Here is a 15,824-nt window from a genome sequence, read left to right as displayed (position 1 = left end):
TGTGGAGTTTTCCATGTTTGTTGAACTGGTTTATGACAAACGCAATGTCGCAGGCTTGCCCGGCGCGCGTGAGATTATCCTGGCCGAGCTGACCCGCCGCGTACACCGCATTTTTCCGGATGCTGATGTGCGCGTTAAGCCGATGCAGACAAACGGTCTCAATTCCGACGCCAATAAAAACGATCGCGAAAAGCTGAACCGGATGCTGGAAGAGATGTTCGACGAAGCCGACATGTGGCTGGTTAACGAATAAGCGACAGTAAAAAACCCGCCAGCGCGGGTTTTTTATTATTCAGATTCACCCGGCGTCACGCCCGGCCAGCCCTTTTCTCCTGCTATGCCTCTGATTACAGAATAGAGCGGTACGTACCGCCTTCCACGCGCACCGCCGCGCCGTTTGACGCCGCGCCCAGCGGGCTTGCCAGCAGCGCCACCATTGAGGCTATCTCCGTGGCATCAATCATGCGCGCAAGCAGCGAACTCGGGCGATACGTCGCAAAGAAATTCGCTTCAATCTGGGCGTCGGTCATGCCCGGTTGCGGCGCGGTCTGGCGCAAATATTCCATAATGCCTTCTGAACGCGTGGCCGAAGGCAACACGCTGTTTACCGTCACGCCGGTGCCTTTGGTTAACTCCGCCATGCCGCGCGCCACCGCAAGCTGCGCCGATTTGCTCATCCCGTAGTGCACCATATCCGGCGGCGTAAACGCACCCACTTCGCTGGAGATAAAAATGACGCGTCCCCAGTTTTTCGTCAGCATTTGCGGGAAATAGTGCCTGGAGAGCCGCACGCCGGACATCACGTTAACGTCAAACATCCGCAGCCACGCCTCGTCGGTGATATCCGCAAACGGCGTCGCCTCATAAAAGCCGAGATTGTTAATCAGAATATCGGTTTCCGGCTGTTGCGCCGTCAGCGCCGCGACGCCTTCCACGGTGCTGACGTCCGCCAGCACGCCGGTCACGGAGGCACCTTTCGCCTCCGCCTCAATGGTCGCGACCGCCGCCGCCAGTTTTTTATGGTCGCGGCCGGTGATGGTGACCGCCACGCCTTCCTGCGCCAGCGTCCGGGCGATCGCAAGGCCAATGCCTGCCGTCGCCGCCGTCACTATCGCCGTTTTAGTGTTCAGTTGCAGATCCATGTTGGTTCCTCAGTGCAGTGCGTCAGAGATTAATGAAGACGTTCCAGCAGCGCCTGCGCCACCGCCGTTGCCGAAGCCGGGTTCTGCCCGGTGATGAGTTCCCTGTCCGTCACGATATGCGAGGTGAACGGTTCGGTATTGCTGCTGTATTGGCCGCCCGCCTGCTCGAGCGCGGTTTGCGGATAAAATTTCATCGCCCCGCCTTTCGGCAGCAGGCCTTTGGCAATCTCCTCTTCCGCATTGCTGATAACGGTCATCCGGTAACCCGCGTAAATCCAGCCGGGCTGCGCCGCGGCATGGCCGGTTTCCGCCAGCTGGCGGGTGAATGCCGGCGCATCCGGCAGCGTGGAGAGCAGCGCGATGGGACCGTGGCAGACCAGCGCCGTTGGCTTACCGGCGGCATGAAACGCGGCCAGCGCCTTGCCGAGCGCCGGGCTGGTCAGCAGATCCTGCATCGGCGCATGGCCACCTGGAATGTAAATCGCGTCAAACTCGCCGTAACCCCGCTGCGCGGCTCGCGCCAGGCTAATCACCGGCGAAGACGAAGGCGACGTCAGTTTCAGTTTGTCGAGCAACGCGCGATGCGTGCGCCACGCGTTCACGTCATTGTTGAAATACATTTTGTCGTCAGAGGATTTATCGAGCGTCGGCGCCTGCCCGTTCGGCGTGGCGAACGTGACCTGGTGCCCGGCGTCCAGCAGACGTTTTACCGGCTGCATCAGTTCATTGAGATAAAAGCCTGTCTGAAACACTTTGCCGTCTTTCAGATCCAGGTGGTCAGAATCCGACAGCACTACCAGCACACTGGCGGCATGCGCATTCAGGGCAGAAAGACCAAGCGCTGCGGCGAGCGCGAGATGACGTACCATTTTCACCATGTACTCCTGTTGATGTGTTTAGATTTGCAAGCCTTGCCTGCAACTGGCGCACACTGTAGTGTTTCCTCAAAAGTGGATAAACCACCGCTAAAGACATTCATTTGTTCTTCAGGAGACATAATGAGCCGACGTTTCGCCCATCTCAGCGATGTGGAAATCTTCGTGACGATCATTGAGAAAGGCTCGATCACCGCGGCGGCGGTGGCGCTAGGCACCACGGCATCCGTACTGAGCCGGGCGCTAACAAGGCTTGAGACGCGGCTTGGCGTACAGCTGGTGAGACGCACCACGCGCCAGCTCAGCCTGACGCAGGCCGGGCGGCACTATTACGAGCAGGCGTGCAGCGCTTTTAGTGTGTTTGAGCGCGCCGAGCGGGATATTCAGGGACGCGGCGCACAGACGGTCGGCCATATCCGGCTTAGCGCGCCGACCACCTACGGGCACTACCGGCTTCCGGCGCTGTTGCAGCGTTTCGCCGCGCACTATCCGGGGATTACCGTTGAGCTGAATATCACTAACCGAAACGTGGATCTGGTGGCCGAAGGCTACGATCTCGCTATCCGTCTGGGCACGCTGCCGGACAGCCGGCTGGTCGCGCGTAAGCTTGAAGAGGCACCGCTGTGCCTGGTCGCAGCACCCGCTTATTTGCGCCAGCACGGCGAGCCGCACACGTTAGCCGCGCTTGAAAACCACCGCTGCCTGCCGTTTATCATGCCAAGCAGCGGGCGTATCGCGCAGTGGAGCCTGTGCGAGGAGGGAGCCCCCATTGAGTGGACGCCGAAGGGGCAGATTCAGGTCTCGGATGACATTCTGGGCGTTATCTCGCTTGCCGTCAGCGGCGCGGGTATCTGTCAGACTTACGATTTTATCGCGCGCCCGCTCATGGAAAACGGCCTGCTGACGGAGATCCTCCCGCAAACCCGCGGCCGCACACGCCCCTTTTCGCTTATCTACGCGCCGCACAAAGGGCTGTCATCCGCCAGTGAAGCGTTTATTCGCTTCATACAGCAGGCAACAGGCTAGTGGCGTTTATGACAACAGGACGGCACGGTTACGCCCGGTGCTTTTCGCCTGATAGAGCGCCTCGTCCGCCCCTTTGATAAGCTCGGTCAGACACGCCATTCTGCCGTCGGATGTCATGCTGTAACAGCCCGCGCTGATGGTCACCACGCCATCGGGCAGTTCGGTGTCGGGGTGTGGCAGCGCCTGCTCCCGCACCATGCTGACCACCTTTTCCGCGACGCGCAGGGCGTCGGCGGACGAAGCCTCAGAGAGTATGATTGCGAACTCTTCGCCACCGTAACGCGCCACCAGATCGCCATGGCTAAAAGAAGCCTGCTGGAGCACACCGCCGATACGACGCAGGCAGGCGTCACCGGCCACGTGACCGCGATTGTCGTTATAACGTTTGAAAAAATCGACATCGATAAGAATGAGTGAGACGGGGTTTCCGGTGACAGCGGAGTCGGCCAGCGCCTGCTCAAGAAAGGCGTCAAAGCGCCGCCGGTTAGCAAGCCCCGTCAGACCATCGACCATCGCCATGGAATGCAGCGTGTGGTTGATTTTCACCAGCTCGTCACGCAGCGTCGCCAGTTCGTTGCGGTCGCGGATATTCACCCTCACCTGTCTGAACAGCACCATGCCCATCAGGATAATGGCGGTCAGCAGCGCGCCGTTGATAAGCAAATCGGGAATACTGTTTTTAAGCCAGGTCGCGCGCAGATTGTCTTTGTCATACCCGGCCACCACGACAATCGGGTAACGCGTCGAGCGCGCAAACCCGTAGATTCTGACGACCTGATCAAGCGCCGACAGCCAGGTGGCGCTGCCCTGGCGCGCTCGCAGCAGCACCTGCGTAAAAAGCGGGCTGTCTGAGAGATCTTTATTCAGCACGCTTTCGTCAAAGGGGCGAATGTACAGCGGCTTGCCATCGACCAGCAGCAGCGCCAGGATGTCGTTATTCGTCAGTTCAAAATAACTGTAAAACTGGCGGAAGTAGTCCATTTTCACGGTGGCCATTACCACGCCCGCAAAGCCGCCGGTGATGTCATTAATGCGTAGCGAAACCGGGATCACCAACTGGCCGCTGATTTTACTGCGCACCACATGACCAATATGCACGCCCATCCAGCCATGATCTTTGTGGTAGAGAAAATCATCGCGGTCCGCAATGTTGTCCTCAGCAGGTTCCTGCCCGAAAGAACTGTTGCGCCATGCGCCGTGCGCATCGTAAATAAACAGCCCATCAAGCTGCGGCAGCCGCTGTTCCAGCTCGGCAAGCGATGCGTTGAGTTCGTGATCGGGAAGATAGCCATAAGCCAGATTGCGGCGGATCTCCTGGAGGGTCAGCTCCGTCTGGAGAAAGGTGTCATCCGCCTGTCGTACCTGCGAAAGCGACAGGTTAATCGCCTTGCTCTCGGCATCTTCAACCGTGCGCTCCCAGGAGAGATACAGCGTTACCGCATTGGCCGCGATGCTTCCTGCCAGCAGAATAAACAGAAAGAACGCCAGACTGCGCCCGAGCGGCGTATCCAGCGCCAGAATGCGGATAAACTGTTTTTTCTCAGGCACGACGGCCACCTCCTGCGTATCCTGCCCGCGTTGCATTAATTTTACTGAAGTTTATCGGAAGCCGCGTCAGGCTCGTTTTTAACTCACTTTGAAAGCCCCCGAACGACAAGCCAGAGAATTCCGCGAGTTAACATCAATATGCATCAGATAAGAATAGACCCGATCGCGTCACAGGCGGCAGTTTTCAGTGGTAATCGTTAAGGGTTAGTTTGGGTGACTGACGCGCGCTGTCGCGTTTAAAAGAGAGGCCGCCAGTAACATGAAAGCGGGTGAAAACTGCAAAGAAAGGTAAAAAGCATCCAGGCGAGAAGCGAAGCCGGGCACAATTCACGGCGCGATTAGTCTCAAACTTTTCTCAACGGGATTTTTATCACTGAAAAACGAGGCGGTAAGTGCTTGAATAGTGGCGGAGAGAGGGGGATTTGAACCCCCGGTAGAGTTGCCCCTACTCCGGTTTTCGAGACCGGTCCGTTCAGCCGCTCCGGCATCTCTCCGTACTTGAGGTTGCCATGATGCCAGGATCTTTGGCATTTTAACAGTCCCTGCCTCTTCGATTTTGTTCAAGTGACGAGTTTGCGAGCAATAAGATGATTAAGTGGCCCTGGAAAGCAAATCACACCGCCGCGCTGGCACCTCTTCCCTGGGAAGCGGCGCTCGCCATTCCGTTACTGGCGGGCCTGAGCGACGAACAGCAGCAGAAGCTGGTGCGCTTAAGCGAGCGTTTTTTACAGCAAAAGCGGCTGGTGCCCTTACAGGGTTTTGAGCTGGATGAGCTGAAAAGCGCCCGCATTGCCCTGCTCTTCTGCCTGCCGGTGCTGGAGCTCGGTTTAGAGTGGCTCGACGGCTTTCACGAAGTGCTGATTTACCCCGCGCCGTTCGTGGTGGATGACGAATGGGAAGACGACATCGGTCTGGTGCATAACCAGCGCGTGGTGCAGTCCGGCCAGAGCTGGCAGCAGGGACCGATTATCCTCAACTGGCTCGATATTCAGGATTCGTTCGACGCCTCCGGCTTTAACCTTATCATTCATGAAGTGGCGCATAAGCTCGATATGCGTAACGGCGATCGCGCAAGCGGCATTCCGCTTATCGCGCTGCGTGAAGTCGCAGGCTGGGAGCACGACCTGCACGCGGCGATGGAAAATATTCAGGATGAGATAGATCTGGTGGGTGAAAGCGCCGCCAGCATTGATGCCTATGCTGCCACCGATCCGGCGGAGTGCTTCGCGGTGCTCTCCGAATATTTCTTCAGTGCGCCGGAGCTTTTCGCGCCGCGCTTCCCGTCGCTGTGGCAGCGTTTTTGTCACTTTTACGGTCAGGATCCGCTGCTGCGCTTACGCCTGCGTGAAACGCCCGCCCTTTCCGACGGCGGTCAGGTACATTAAAAGCGCAATCTGACGCAGAATTAAGCGTTTGAATACATAGCGTAATTTTTTGCGTTGACACTGATGCGGGGCATGATTATTATGCGCCCCGTTCACACGATTCCTCTGTAGTTCAGTCGGTAGAACGGCGGACTGTTAATCCGTATGTCACTGGTTCGAGTCCAGTCAGAGGAGCCAGATTTAAAAAAGCCCGCTTTTTAGCGGGCTTTTTGCTTTTCTGCTTCCGTTATTCTCTCCCTCTTTACCGCATATTCCTCTGCCCACCCGGCATCTCTGAGTTAATTGGTCCTTAAACGTCCGTCACGGCGCAAAACGGTTTTCACCCGGCGGCTGGCGCGGTAGTCTCAGTAACGGCTTTTTTTGGCTGCGTACGATGTGAGTAACCTTCAATCTGCTTTGATAACAATAACAATACAGAATGTTGACGAATGGACAGGACAACGATGGATTCCACAATCACGACTCCCCGCCCCGATGAGGCGCTCCCTGCCTGCAACCGCGCGCGCCGTGCTGCCTGGGGCAGCTTTGCCGGCGCGGTGGTAGACTGGTTTGATTTCTTACTCTATGGCATTACCGCGGCACTGGTGTTTAACACCGAGTTTTTCCCGCAGATCTCACCGGCCATGGGCACGCTTGCCGCCTTCGCCACCTTCGGCGTCGGCTTTTTATTCCGTCCGCTCGGCGGGATTGTCTTTGGCCACTTCGGCGATCGCCTGGGCCGTAAGCGGATGCTGATGATGACCGTCTGGATGATGGGCATCGCTACCGCCTGCATCGGCATTCTGCCGTCGTTCGCCACCATTGGCTGGTGGGCGCCGGTATTACTGGTGACGCTGCGCGCCATTCAGGGGTTTGCCGTGGGCGGCGAATGGGGCGGCGCGGCGCTGCTTGCGGTGGAAAGCGCCCCCGCCGGGAAAAAAGCGTTTTACAGTAGCGGCGTTCAGGTGGGATATGGCGTAGGCCTGCTGCTCGCCACCGGGCTGGTGTCGCTTATCAGCTACCTGACGACCGATGCGCAGTTCCTGAGCTGGGGCTGGCGCTTGCCGTTTTTGTTCAGCATTGTGCTGGTGCTGGCGGCGCTGTGGGTGCGTAACGGTATGGCGGAGTCCGCGGAATTTGAGCGCGCGCAGGCGGCAAAGCCCGCGCAGGCGAAAAAGCGGCCGCCGGTCTTTGAGGCGCTGGTACGCCACCCGGGCGCATTCCTGAAAATCATCGCCCTGCGCCTGTGCGAACTGCTGACGATGTATATCGTTACCGCCTTCGCCCTTAACTATTCCACGCAGAATCTGGGTCTGCCGCGCGAGCTGTTTCTTAATATCGGCCTGCTGGTGGGCGGCGTGAGCTGCCTGACCATTCCGCTGTTCGCGTGGATGGCCGATCGCTACGGACGGCGCCGCATTTATATCACCGGCGCGCTGCTCGGCGCACTGAGCGCCTTTCCCTTCTTTATGGCGCTGGAAGCCCGTTCGATTGTCGGCGTGGTGATTTTCTCGCTGATGCTCGCGAATATCGCGCACGATATGGTGGTCTGCGTGCAGCAGCCGATGTTTACTGAGATGTTCGGCGCGGGTTACCGCTACAGCGGCGCGGGCGTGGGGTATCAGGTGGCAAGCGTGGTGGGTGGCGGCTTTACGCCCTTTATCGCCGCCGCCCTGCTGACTTTCTCCGGCGGCGCATGGCATACGGTCGCGATTTACCTGATGGCGGGCTGTCTGCTGTCGGCGCTGACCGCGCTTTTTATTAAAACGCCACAGGCGCAGTAATCGTCACGCTCCGCCAGCCCTGCGCTGGCGGGGCGTTTACCGCTAAATCTGATAATCGATCACCACGTCACTCGCAGGCTCCAGCGCCTGCTGTTTAATTTCGTCAACCGACAGCCCGGCGTTGCACAGCTCGATAAATCGCCAGACGTAATTGCGCTGAAGCTGCCCACGTTTGAGGCCCAGCCAGACGGTATTCGCGTCGAACAGATGCCGCGTGTCGAGCCGCGTGAGCAGGCTCTCTTCATGGGGTTCGCTCGCCTGCTCCGCCACCAGCCCAATGCCAAGCCCCAGTTCAACATACGTTTTGATAACGTCGGAGTCCTGCGCGCTCAGGACGATATCCGGCGTCAGCCCTTTACGGCTGAAGGCTTCATCAATACGCGAGCGTCCGGTGATGCCCTGCCGGTAGGTAATCAGCGGCCAGCGGCTGATCTCTTCGAGCGTCAGGGGGTTGGCCTGCGTGAGGGGGTGATCCTTCGGCACCAGCAGACTGTGATGCCAGCGAAACCACGGATAAGCCACCAGGCCCGGATCGGCGCTTAAGCGTTCACTGGCGATACCGATATCCGCCGTGCCGCTTTGCAGCAGCGATTCTATCTCCTGCGGCGTGCCCTGAATCAGCTCGAGACGCACCTCGGGAAAGAGCGAGCGAAAGGTTTTAATCACCGACGGCAGGCTGTAGCGGGCCTGGGTGTGCGTCGTGGCGATAGTCAGCACGCCGCTGGCGTCGTTGGTAAAGAGATCGGCCAGGCGGCGCACGTTGCTGGCCTCGTTAAGAATGCGCTCGGCAATCACCAGCAGCGCTTTGCCAGGCTCCGTCATGCCCAGCAGCCGTTTGCCGCGGCGAATGAAAATTTCAATGCCGAGCTCTTCTTCAAGTTCGCGAATATGGCGGCTGACGCCAGACTGCGAGGTATAAAGCATATTGGCCACTTCGGTGAGATTAAAATCCCGCCTTGCCGCCTCACGAATAATTTTCAGTTGCTGGAAATTCACAGCGCCCCCGGGAGCGATTCAACATGACGCTATTGTTAAAGTCCCCCGGCGGGCATCACAAATAATAAAAAGCTGTCTGTTATTCCGTTGCGGAATATCTGTCAGCCCACCAGCAGCAGTTCGCGGTTTTCCAGCGCCGGGCGCGCCACCAGTGACAGCAGAATATCTTTCACGGCCTGCGCCTGCGGCGTTAACGGCACGCGGGAGGAGACATTGAGCGAGAGCGGCAGCGTCATCGACGGGCTAGTGATACGCGCGAGCCAGCCGTTGGTGGAGCCCGCAAGCGAGCGCGCGGCGGATTCCGGCAGCACTGTCACGCCCATGCCGCTGGCGATGGCCGCGCTCAGCGTGGACACCGACTCGATTTCGCCGATGATTTTTGCCGTCAGGCGGCGCAGCGAGAAAGCTTCATCGACGCGCTTGCGCACGGCGCTGTAATCACGCGGCAGGAAAAGATTCATCTGGGCGACGCTCGCCAGATCCACGCTCTGCCCCGGACAATCGCGCGTGCCGACCAGGAACAGATCTTCTTTGATAAGCGGCTGGCTGGTGAGCCCGGCCACCGGCGCGCGGTCATACAGCACCGCCATATCGAGCTGGCCGCTTAGCAGTTTATCGTTCAGCGTCGCACCGCTGTCTTCATGCAGGTAAACCAACACGTCCGGGAGTTCGGCGCGCACGGCCTGCAGCAGCGGCATGGTTACTGAAGAGGCGGCGGTACCAGGCGCGAGGCCAATAGAGACCTGGCCCTGTAGCGTCTGGCCGACATTATGTACGGCGAGCTGCGCCTGTTCGCACTGGCGCAAAATGGTGCGGGCATGCGCATAAAGAATTTTCCCGGCTTCCGTTGGCGTGACGCCCCGTTTGGTGCGAATCAACAGTTGCTGATCCATCTCCCCTTCCAGAGTCGCCACCTGCTGGCTTAACGCGGGCTGCGCGATGTGCAGCACTTCCGCCGCCTGCGTCAGGCTACCGATATCGACGATTTTCACAAAGTATTTCAGTCGTCTTAAGTTCATTTTGCCTCCTGTACGGAATGCCAGAGCCAATGCCGGCAATGATGTCGTAACAGGTTTTGCAAGATGCTTGCCAGTTTTTGAAAAGCAGGAGCGGCTAATATAACTGCTTAAATTATAAGAGAAAGCGATAACTTATCGGTTTGCAACGTTGAAACACTGTTTTGCTTATGCCCCATAAGAGGTACGTTTGCACCAGAAGAGTGCAAAGGCGGAAGGTTTCGGCTGGTTGACGCTTTTCTCAGCAAACGAATTTTCTGGTGCGTTCAGGGCTTTACAACGCCAGGCGACCTCGGTACTATGCGCCCCGTTCACACGATTCCTCTGTAGTTCAGTCGGTAGAACGGCGGACTGTTAATCCGTATGTCACTGGTTCGAGTCCAGTCAGAGGAGCCAAATTTAAAAAAGCCCGCTTTTTAGCGGGCTTTTTGCTTTTCTGCGCTACGCTAATCGCGCCATCCCATTGCGGGGGCGATATGCCGCAGCACCGATTCAATCACATGCACGTTGTACTCCACGCCCAGCTGATTCGGCACCGTCAGCAACAGGGTATCCGCTTCGGCAATCGCGTCGTCCTGCTTAAGCTGTTCAATGAGCTTCTCCGGTTCAGCCGCGTAGCTGCGCCCGAAAATGGCGCGCGTTTTCTCATCCAGAAACCCGACCTTATCGCTGTCATCACGGCTGTTGCCAAACCAGGCGCGATCCCGGCTGTCCATGAGCGGAAAAATGCTGCGGCTCACCGACACACGGGGCGTACGCGTGTGCCCTGCCTCTGCCCAGGCGGCGCGGTAGGCGCGGATCTGCTGCGCCTGTTGAATGTGGAACGGCTCGCCGGTTTCATCGTCTTTCAGGGTGGAGCTTTGCAGGTTCATTCCGAGCTTCGCCGCCCAGACCGCAGTGGCGTTGGAGCCTGCGCCCCACCAGATGCGCTCGCGAAGTCCCTCAGACCACGGCTCAAGCCTCAGAAGGCCTGGCGGGTTAGCAAACATCGGTTGCGGATTGGGTTTGGCGAAGCCTTCCCCGCGCAGCACTTCCAGCAGCGCCTCGGTGTGACGGCGCGCCATGTCAGATTCGTTTTCACCGGCGGCAGGTTCATAGCCAAAATAGCGCCAGCCATCAATCACCTGTTCCGGCGATCCGCGGCTGATACCCAGCTGCAGGCGACCGCCTGAAATAAGATCCGCCGCCCCTGCGCTTTCCGCCATATAGAGCGGGTTCTCATAGCGCATGTCGATAACGCCGGTACCGATCTCAATATTGCGTGTTCTGGCCCCGATGGCGGCCAGCAGCGGAAATGGCGAGGCGAGCTGGCGTGCAAAGTGATGCACGCGGAAATACGCGCCATCCGCGCCCAGCTCTTCGGCTGCGACGGCCAGATCGATGGATTGCAGTAGCGCATCTGCGGCGGTGCGCGTGGCGGACTGCGGCGACGGCGTCCAGTGGCCAAATGACAAAAAGCCTATTTTTTTCATGTTGATCCCGTTTTCAGGGCGAGCATATATGGCGCAACCGATATCAATCACGCCATGCCCGCCGCGTTGTCTGGTTCAGATACCCTACTCTGTGCTGATAACGGGAAAGAATAAATGCCCTTTGTTTAACATAATGGTTCAAATTTCTTGAAGAATGGGCTGGCGCGAAAGCTGAAATGGCATGACGGGTTGGCAGAATAAGGCTGACGACAGTTTCCGATGCCAGCCTTCGTGAGCTTGCTTATCTGGCCGTTGGCCAGCTTACCGACGGGGCGCGGTTGAGTAATGGCCTTGCAAACAGATATCCTTGGAAATAGCGAATGCCCGCCGCTTCCAGCCAGCACCACTCTTCCACTTTTTCCACGCCTTCAGCGACCACCGTTATCTCAAGCTCGGCGCAGCAGCGCACGATGCCGTGCACGATGGCCTGCTTCGGGCCGTGCAGGTGAATATCGGCGACGATGCAGCGATCGATTTTAATACGGCCTGGCTGGAAGCGGGTCAGCAATGACAGACCGGCAAACCCGGCGCCAAAATCGTCTATCGCCAGGTTAATGCCCGCGGCACGCAACTGGCGAATGACGCACTCAAATTCATCAAAGCGCGAGATAACCTCGCTCTCGGTGACCTCAACAATCACTTGCTGTGGTAACAGCCCCTGGCGCGCAATTTGCGCCAGCAGGATCTCCACCGCGCCGGGCATCTGCACCAGCGTTCCGGGTAGAAGATTCACGGAGATCATCTGACTGCCAATATTCACTGCGTTTGCCAGCGCGAAAGCGATTTCTTTGGAATGCAGATCGAGTTCATACAGCGCTTTGCTGGAGAGTGATGCAAACAACGCGGCGGGCGAGCCCCCCTCAGGGGAGCGGATCAGCGCCTCATACGCTTTAATTTTGCAGGTCGTCGGCTCAACAATCGGCTGCAGGGCAAACTGGCAGGCGATATCCGTCACCACGGGCGCGACAGACGCCAGCGGTGGCGGCGAGGTGGGTTCCATCCGCCAGGCACCAGGCTGAAACTGACGGGAAAGCTGCTGGCTGTCCGGCCGACGCAAAAAAGAGCGGATAAACTGATACACCCGCGCCTCTCGGGCGAGATTAAACGGCACCACACTTGATTTAACCACCGCTTTCAGCACCGCGTGGGCTTTGACGTTACGCAGATCAAAGAGCGCCATGCCAACATTTTCGAAATGCCGACGCGGGGCGTAGTCGCGCATCAGCTCCACGACGAAATCGTGCCGTTCGTCCTGGCTGATACGACCAAAAAGGGCTTCTACCGCATGCAGCGGCCCTTCCAGCACCTGAAGAAACTGATGACCATCAAAGACAAGAATACCGCTGACCTGCATCTGCGCATTCCGCGTCTGTGCCTGCCTTACAATCACCTGCAGGCTCGCCTGGTCGATATCGCCTTTCAGCCGACTGCGGTAAATCAGGGTAGATAGCATCGTTTTCCTGCGTGTTCAGGTCATATAAAAAATCAGTATACCCTGTCGCTTTTCACCGCAAGCGGCGAATTTGCCCGCAAAAAGTCGCTCACTATGGGCTATTGCGACTTTAATTAATAAAAACAGATGTATAACCAGTGAAAATATTTATTCATAAAGCGAATACGTTAATACGTGAGACGACCAGGCCCATTGCGCACAATCTCAGCAAGTAAACACTTTACAGATTTATGCCATTGCGCCATTCCTTTATGTTTCATAAACCTCTGAAATAATTATCAGAGACAGCCCATCTCCCCGCCGAGCTATGTGGGATCAGGAGAACCGATGAATACCACTGCAACACCACTGACGCCCGACGAGGCGCTCGACAAACTGGAAGCGTTATATGATGACGCGGTTAACGCGCTGCGCGAGGCAATCGCCGCCTATATTAACGAAGGCCGCCTCCCGGACGAGACAGCGCGCGCGCAGGGTTTATTTGTCTATCCGCAGTTGCGGGTATGCTGGGATGGTGACGGCAGCAAAGCGCAGAAGACGCGCGCCTACGGGCGTTTCACCCATCCGGGGTGTTACACCACCACCGTTACGCGTCCTGGGTTATTTCGCAGTTATCTGCGCGAACAGCTGATTCTGTTGTATGAAGACTACGGCGCGACGATTGAAGTCGGCCCTTCACAGCATGAGATCCCCTACCCGTATGTGATTGACGGCTCGGCGCTGACCCTGGATCGTTCGATGAGCGCCGGTCTGACCCGCCACTTCCCGACCACCGAGCTGGCGCAGATTGGCGATGAGACCGCCGACGGGATTTTCCACCCGACTGAATTCTACCCGCTGTCGCACTTCGACGCCCGCCGCGTCGATTTCTCGCTGGCGCGTCTGCGCCACTACACCGGTACGCCGGTCGAGCATTTCCAGCCCTTCGTGCTCTTTACCAACTACACGCGCTATGTCGATGAGTTTGTGCGCTGGGGATGCAGCCAGATCCTCGATCCGGACAGCCCATACGTGGCGCTCTCGTGCGCGGGTGGCACCTGGATCACCGCGGATACCGAAGCGCCGGAAGCGGCGATTTCCGATCTCGCGTGGAAAAAACACCAGATGCCCGCCTGGCATTTAATTACCGCCGATGGCCAAGGCATTACGCTGGTGAATATCGGCGTCGGGCCGTCGAATGCCAAAACGATTTGCGATCATCTCGCGGTGCTGCGCCCGGATGTCTGGCTGATGATTGGCCACTGCGGTGGCCTGCGTGAAAGCCAGTCGATTGGCGACTACGTGCTGGCGCACGCGTATTTGCGCGACGATCACGTGCTGGACGCGGTGCTGCCGCCGGATATTCCGGTGCCGAGCATCGCCGAAGTGCAGCGCGCGCTCTATGACGCCACGAAGCTTGTGAGCAATATGCCGGGTGAGGAAGTGAAACAGCGTCTGCGTACCGGCACGGTGGTGACAACCGACGACCGCAACTGGGAACTGCGCTATTCGGCCTCGGCGCTGCGCTTTAACCTGAGCCGCGCGGTGGCTATCGATATGGAAAGCGCGACTATCGCCGCCCAGGGTTATCGCTTCCGCGTGCCTTACGGTACGCTGCTGTGCGTTTCCGATAAACCGCTGCACGGTGAAATCAAGCTGCCGGGCCAGGCGAATCGCTTTTACGAGGGCGCGATTTCCGAACACCTGCAGATTGGCATTCGCGCCATCGATTTACTGCGCGCGGAGGGCGAACGCCTGCACTCGCGCAAACTGCGCACCTTTAACGAGCCGCCCTTCCGCTGATTAACGCAACCCCGGCGTAGCGCTGGCCGCGCCGGGGTTGTGGAATTATTCAGCAAACGGTTCAGCATTTCACATTCAGGCTTTGACAACCCGAAACGCTGCCGTTACTATGCGCCCCGTTCTCGCAATTCCTCTGTAGTTCAGTCGGTAGAACGGCGGACTGTTAATCCGTATGTCACTGGTTCGAGTCCAGTCAGAGGAGCCAGATTTTAATCCTGTGATGTGCCAGTCAATCCTGGGATGCTAAAAACAAATTAACCCGGCGCTTCTGCTAAAGATCGCCGGGTTTTTTGTATCGTAAATTTACGCGCTGACCTCACGGCTCGCGGGATGTCTTTGCTTCGGCTTTATCCAGTTGAGCGCTGGCTTCGTCAAAGCGGGCAAACCAGGCCATGGACGACGCTTTTTCAAACTGTAAGTTTTCATAGCCTGAAAAAAAGTGCAGGCCATTATGCCCGTCATACCGCACCGGGCGAATAAGCTGGTTTACCTTAATCAGGAGTGGCGATAATCCTTCCGTTTTCATGTCACCCAACGGCGGAGGAAGCTCTCCGGCCTTAAGGACCACACCGTTGCTGTAGGGCAACAGCCTGATTTCCGGCTTTTTAATCAGGCGATGCGTTAACTGCTCTGCACCCCCCAGCTTTTCCAGCCACGGGGTGCCGAGAATGGTGTACCAGCAGGCGCCTTTTAAACTATTCACTGCAACTCTGCCTTCGAGCGTACCAATAGAATCCACCATCACGCCGGAAAAACGCTGCGCCAGGGCGTACTCATACGGGAATATTCGTTCACGCGAATAAGGAAGAATAAATGACAGCCCGGCATAGCCGCTTTCCACGGCAAAGGTGTTACACAGCCACAGCAGCCAGCCTTCATATTGTGCTTTACCGTCAGGCTCTTTCAGCAGCGAGAGCGGAAATGTCAGTTTAATAACGGAGCGATCAGTATCTTTATGGAAGATACGTTTGCCCATAATTAATATACTGTAGTCAGGCGCTAAAAAGTCTTTCTCTGCGCTGCCCATATACCAGGAAAAGATCTCTTCAGGAGTTGAATCGATAATCTCCTGCCGCTTTCTGGCGTAATTTTTCTCCGTAATTCCAACCCAGTTTTGGGTGAGATGCTTTTTCAGATACGGCTTAAATTCCGTATAAAAGCGATCGACACACTCCACCATCCTGCGGCGCACGGCCGGCGTATGCCCGTCCTTAAAAAATACCGTGATAATCAGACCAAGATTAACTGCCGGGCTGCCGTCTCTATATTTCACTGACGCTTCCGGCAGCCACTTCTCAAGGTAGTTCAGCTCAAAATCCCGTAATACCATACCTGCTCCTTTTAACCGGCACCCAGCGCCGCTGCG

At 57.4% G+C, this 15,824-nt stretch carries 12 protein-coding genes, 4 tRNA genes and 1 pseudogene; 8 read left to right on the top strand and 9 right to left on the bottom strand.

Annotated features, from left to right (window positions below):
* Positions 1–13 precede the first annotated feature (13 nt).
* Positions 14–253: a DinI family protein gene (locus tag G6041_RS02530; RefSeq protein ID WP_007794693.1), complete on the top strand. Its 240-nt coding sequence runs from the start codon at positions 14–16 to the stop codon at positions 251–253.
* Between the two features lie 94 nt (positions 254–347).
* Here the strand turns inward: G6041_RS02530 and G6041_RS02525 are convergent, their stop codons facing one another.
* Together G6041_RS02525 and G6041_RS02520 are read right to left on the bottom strand one after the other, a co-directional pair.
* Positions 348–1,142: an SDR family NAD(P)-dependent oxidoreductase gene (locus G6041_RS02525; protein WP_012124372.1), complete on the bottom strand. Its 795-nt coding sequence runs from the start codon at positions 1,140–1,142 to the stop codon at positions 348–350.
* A gap of 29 nt (positions 1,143–1,171) precedes the next feature.
* The gene (locus tag G6041_RS02520; RefSeq protein ID WP_012124371.1) at positions 1,172–2,020 is read right to left on the bottom strand and encodes a type 1 glutamine amidotransferase domain-containing protein; all 849 of its coding nucleotides are present in this window, start codon (positions 2,018–2,020) and stop codon (positions 1,172–1,174) included.
* A 120-nt stretch (positions 2,021–2,140) separates the two neighbouring features.
* Between G6041_RS02520 and G6041_RS02515 the strand changes: the two genes are divergently transcribed.
* Positions 2,141–3,043, top strand: coding sequence for a LysR family transcriptional regulator (locus tag G6041_RS02515; RefSeq protein WP_012124370.1), 903 nt, complete (start codon positions 2,141–2,143; stop codon positions 3,041–3,043).
* 6 nt (positions 3,044–3,049) lie between these two features.
* On the opposite strand, the gene G6041_RS02510 is transcribed toward G6041_RS02515, so the two are convergent.
* Complete coding sequence (locus G6041_RS02510; RefSeq protein WP_012124369.1) at positions 3,050–4,627, bottom strand: GGDEF domain-containing protein; 1,578 nt, start codon at positions 4,625–4,627, stop codon at positions 3,050–3,052.
* Positions 4,628–4,995: 368 nt separating this feature from the next.
* A tRNA-Ser gene (locus tag G6041_RS02505) sits at positions 4,996–5,085 on the bottom strand.
* 93 nt (positions 5,086–5,178) lie between these two features.
* Between G6041_RS02505 and mtfA the strand changes: the two genes are divergently transcribed.
* From mtfA to shiA, 3 genes are all read left to right on the top strand, one after another.
* The gene (mtfA, locus tag G6041_RS02500) at positions 5,179–5,976 is read left to right on the top strand and encodes a DgsA anti-repressor MtfA (RefSeq protein ID WP_004387292.1); all 798 of its coding nucleotides are present in this window, start codon (positions 5,179–5,181) and stop codon (positions 5,974–5,976) included.
* Positions 5,977–6,077: 101 nt separating this feature from the next.
* Positions 6,078–6,153 (top strand) — tRNA-Asn (locus G6041_RS02495).
* Positions 6,154–6,419: 266 nt separating this feature from the next.
* On the top strand, positions 6,420–7,739 hold the full coding sequence (shiA, locus tag G6041_RS02490) for a shikimate transporter (RefSeq protein WP_014728569.1): 1,320 nt from the start codon (positions 6,420–6,422) through the stop codon (positions 7,737–7,739).
* A gap of 42 nt (positions 7,740–7,781) precedes the next feature.
* On the opposite strand, the gene cbl is transcribed toward shiA, so the two are convergent.
* The gene (gene cbl, locus G6041_RS02485) at positions 7,782–8,735 is read right to left on the bottom strand and encodes an HTH-type transcriptional regulator Cbl (protein WP_004387291.1); all 954 of its coding nucleotides are present in this window, start codon (positions 8,733–8,735) and stop codon (positions 7,782–7,784) included.
* Between the two features lie 101 nt (positions 8,736–8,836).
* Positions 8,837–9,754 carry a nitrogen assimilation transcriptional regulator NAC gene (gene nac, locus G6041_RS02480; RefSeq protein ID WP_004387290.1) on the bottom strand — a complete coding sequence of 306 codons (918 nt, stop codon included), beginning with the start codon at positions 9,752–9,754 and terminating at the stop codon, positions 8,837–8,839.
* 317 nt (positions 9,755–10,071) lie between these two features.
* Here nac and G6041_RS02475 point away from each other — a divergent pair.
* A tRNA-Asn gene (locus G6041_RS02475) sits at positions 10,072–10,147 on the top strand.
* Between the two features lie 50 nt (positions 10,148–10,197).
* Here G6041_RS02475 and G6041_RS02470 read toward each other — a convergent pair.
* Both G6041_RS02470 and G6041_RS02465 read right to left on the bottom strand, forming a co-directional pair.
* Positions 10,198–11,223, bottom strand: coding sequence for an LLM class flavin-dependent oxidoreductase (locus G6041_RS02470; protein ID WP_041460462.1), 1,026 nt, complete (start codon positions 11,221–11,223; stop codon positions 10,198–10,200).
* Positions 11,224–11,464: 241 nt separating this feature from the next.
* Positions 11,465–12,676 carry a diguanylate phosphodiesterase gene (locus G6041_RS02465; RefSeq protein ID WP_012124366.1) on the bottom strand — a complete coding sequence of 404 codons (1,212 nt, stop codon included), beginning with the start codon at positions 12,674–12,676 and terminating at the stop codon, positions 11,465–11,467.
* A 327-nt stretch (positions 12,677–13,003) separates the two neighbouring features.
* Here G6041_RS02465 and G6041_RS02460 point away from each other — a divergent pair, with 327 nt between their 5' ends.
* Complete coding sequence (locus G6041_RS02460) at positions 13,004–14,458, top strand: AMP nucleosidase (RefSeq protein ID WP_004387287.1); 1,455 nt, start codon at positions 13,004–13,006, stop codon at positions 14,456–14,458.
* A gap of 129 nt (positions 14,459–14,587) precedes the next feature.
* Positions 14,588–14,663: transfer RNA gene (locus tag G6041_RS02455), tRNA-Asn, on the top strand.
* A gap of 114 nt (positions 14,664–14,777) precedes the next feature.
* Here G6041_RS02455 and G6041_RS02450 read toward each other — a convergent pair.
* Positions 14,778–15,788, bottom strand: a pseudogene (locus G6041_RS02450) (DUF3396 domain-containing protein); the annotation flags it as partial.
* Between the last annotated feature and the right edge of the window lie 36 nt (positions 15,789–15,824).

Source organism: Cronobacter sp. HA18003 (genome assembly GCF_011605905.1).
Lineage (GTDB): Bacteria > Pseudomonadota > Gammaproteobacteria > Enterobacterales > Enterobacteriaceae > Cronobacter > Cronobacter sakazakii.
This window is presented reverse-complemented; position numbering and strand designations above follow the sequence as displayed.

Bases quoted from the DNA above. Each gene is read 5' to 3' on its own strand.
- G6041_RS02460 (WP_004387287.1), top strand. From the start codon at position 13,004: ATGAATACCACTGCAACACCACTGACGCCCGACGAGGCGCTCGACAAA.
- G6041_RS02525 (WP_012124372.1), bottom strand. From the start codon at position 1,142: ATGGATCTGCAACTGAACACTAAAACGGCGATAGTGACGGCGGCGACG.
- nac (WP_004387290.1), bottom strand. From the start codon at position 9,754: ATGAACTTAAGACGACTGAAATACTTTGTGAAAATCGTCGATATCGGT.
- G6041_RS02470 (WP_041460462.1), bottom strand. From the start codon at position 11,223: ATGAAAAAAATAGGCTTTTTGTCATTTGGCCACTGGACGCCGTCGCCG.
- mtfA (WP_004387292.1), top strand. From the start codon at position 5,179: ATGATTAAGTGGCCCTGGAAAGCAAATCACACCGCCGCGCTGGCACCT.
- shiA (WP_014728569.1), top strand. From the start codon at position 6,420: ATGGATTCCACAATCACGACTCCCCGCCCCGATGAGGCGCTCCCTGCC.
- G6041_RS02510 (WP_012124369.1), bottom strand. From the start codon at position 4,627: ATGCAACGCGGGCAGGATACGCAGGAGGTGGCCGTCGTGCCTGAGAAA.
- G6041_RS02515 (WP_012124370.1), top strand. From the start codon at position 2,141: ATGAGCCGACGTTTCGCCCATCTCAGCGATGTGGAAATCTTCGTGACG.
- G6041_RS02465 (WP_012124366.1), bottom strand. From the start codon at position 12,676: ATGCTATCTACCCTGATTTACCGCAGTCGGCTGAAAGGCGATATCGAC.
- G6041_RS02520 (WP_012124371.1), bottom strand. From the start codon at position 2,020: ATGGTGAAAATGGTACGTCATCTCGCGCTCGCCGCAGCGCTTGGTCTT.
- G6041_RS02530 (WP_007794693.1), top strand. From the start codon at position 14: ATGTTTGTTGAACTGGTTTATGACAAACGCAATGTCGCAGGCTTGCCC.